The sequence below is a fragment of the Endozoicomonas sp. ONNA1 genome, assembly GCF_024606325.1.
Taxonomy (GTDB): Bacteria; Pseudomonadota; Gammaproteobacteria; order Pseudomonadales; family Endozoicomonadaceae; genus Endozoicomonas_A.
This window is the reverse complement of sequence record NZ_JAHHPN010000089.1, coordinates 1-1675: the sequence shown is the minus strand read 5'-3', so window position 1 is coordinate 1675 and position 1675 is coordinate 1. Positions and strand designations below refer to the sequence as shown.

Annotated in this window: 2 protein-coding genes; both read left to right on the top strand. The window is 46.0% G+C overall.

The window, feature by feature from the left end:
• Positions 1-639 (top strand): protein kinase (locus KDK19_RS01930; RefSeq protein WP_257291242.1); only part of this gene is annotated, 639 nt, incomplete at its 5' end.
• Between the two features lie 130 nt (positions 640-769).
• Entirely contained in the window at positions 770-1666 is an 897-nt protein-coding gene (locus KDK19_RS01925; protein ID WP_257291241.1) for a protein kinase, read from the top strand.
• Positions 1667-1675: the final 9 nt, after the last annotated feature.

The following is a 1675-nucleotide window of genomic DNA, read 5'->3' as shown; positions in this document are numbered from 1 at the left end:
CACCAACTCAAGATGGAAAAGGCGCTTCTCAGAGAGGCTCAGGGCCCGAATATCGTCAGGCTTATTGAATCGGACGACGATACTTTACTGATGCCCGACGCAGGCCGGTCACTTTATGAAAAGTTTATTCATAGTAAAGAAGCGTTATCACAGCCCGAATTTGAGACCTATGCCCGGCAGTTAATGAAGGGGGTCGCCCATTTGCACGATTCGGGGATCTGGCACCTGGACTTAAAGCTGGACAATCTGATAGTAGATGACGAACACAATCTCTCTATCATTGATTTTGGTCTGTCTCAGTATGCAGGTCCATCTGAAAACCTGGAAGTGTGTACAAAAGGCTATAAACCTCCTGAAATGTTTTACGAAGGACCTGAGGCCATTTCCAGTAAAACCGATGTTTTTTCAGCGGGTGTTTGTCTCTTCAGGCTGTTGACGTGTAAAAAGCTCTTTCCCGACAAGTTTGATCAGAACAAGATGATGAACCAACACACTTATTATGAGCACCTGAACCAGCAACTGAAAAAGGTGGCGCTTATTGATAAACGCTATGTGGCTTTGCTGAAGTCAATGCTGGCCTGGAATCCGGAGCATCGGCCTGACGCAGGGAAAGTGCTGAGCTACTTCATGAAAACCTGATTGTGACATAAGTAATGAGCTTTATCCCCCTCAATAGGTCAGGTTTACTGACCTTTCTGTTAGTTCTTCTGAAAACTTTTTCTGCTTTTTGTGACTCAAATCTTATATCAAGCTCAGGAAGGACAGAACAATGGATGTTCAAAGCGCTACTTATCCCGGCAACAGGTTACTGACTGATCAAGGTCGCTCCCGGAATCCCTGTGACATCGTTGCATCGGCTGCTTATTACGTGCTGGGTAAGCTCAGGCTGATTAATGTGCCTGAGGAGAGGGTGTACTCCAAAGTATTACGAGAGAATAAAAGCTTCTCTGCGACCTGTGAACACTGGGAGTCCCCTGTAGGTAAAAGCATCTACGTGAGAAAGTGTGCTGTGCGTAAAGAGTGTGAACGGTATCTCAAGGTTGAAAAGTGGCTTCTCAGAGCGTCTCAGGGCCCGAATATTGTCAGGTTTATTGATACGAAGGACAATACTTTGCTGATGCCCTACGCAGGTAAATCACTTCAAGAAATTTTATGTACTCACCCTGCAGGGCTGTCATTGCCGACGGTTGAGACCTATGCCCGGCAGTTAATGAAGGGTGTTGCTCACTTGCATGATGCAGGGATCTGGCATCTGGATTTAAAACTGGGAAATCTGGTAGTAGATGACCGGGACAATCTCTCCATCATTGATTTTGGTCTGTCTCAGTATGCGGGTCCGGCTGAAAATTACAAAGCCTGTACACAAGGTTACAGGCCTCCTGAACTTTTTTATGACGAGCCCACGGCAATTTCCGGGAAAACCGATGTTTTTTCAGCGGGGGTTATTTTCTTCGAGATGTTGGCGCGCAAAAGGCTTTTTTCCAGTCGCTTTGATCTGAACAAGATGAACGATCAAGACGCTTATAATGAGCACCTGAGCAAACGACTCAAAGAAGTGGAAGCTATTGATAAACGCTATGCGGAATTAATAAGGTCAATGCTGGCCTGGAATCCAAAGAACCGGCCTCATGCCGATGAGGTGCTGGGTTACTTCATGAGATCCTGACTGTGGTAT

Bases quoted from the DNA above. Each gene is read 5' to 3' on its own strand.
- KDK19_RS01925 (WP_257291241.1), top strand. From the start codon at position 770: ATGGATGTTCAAAGCGCTACTTATCCCGGCAACAGGTTACTGACTGAT.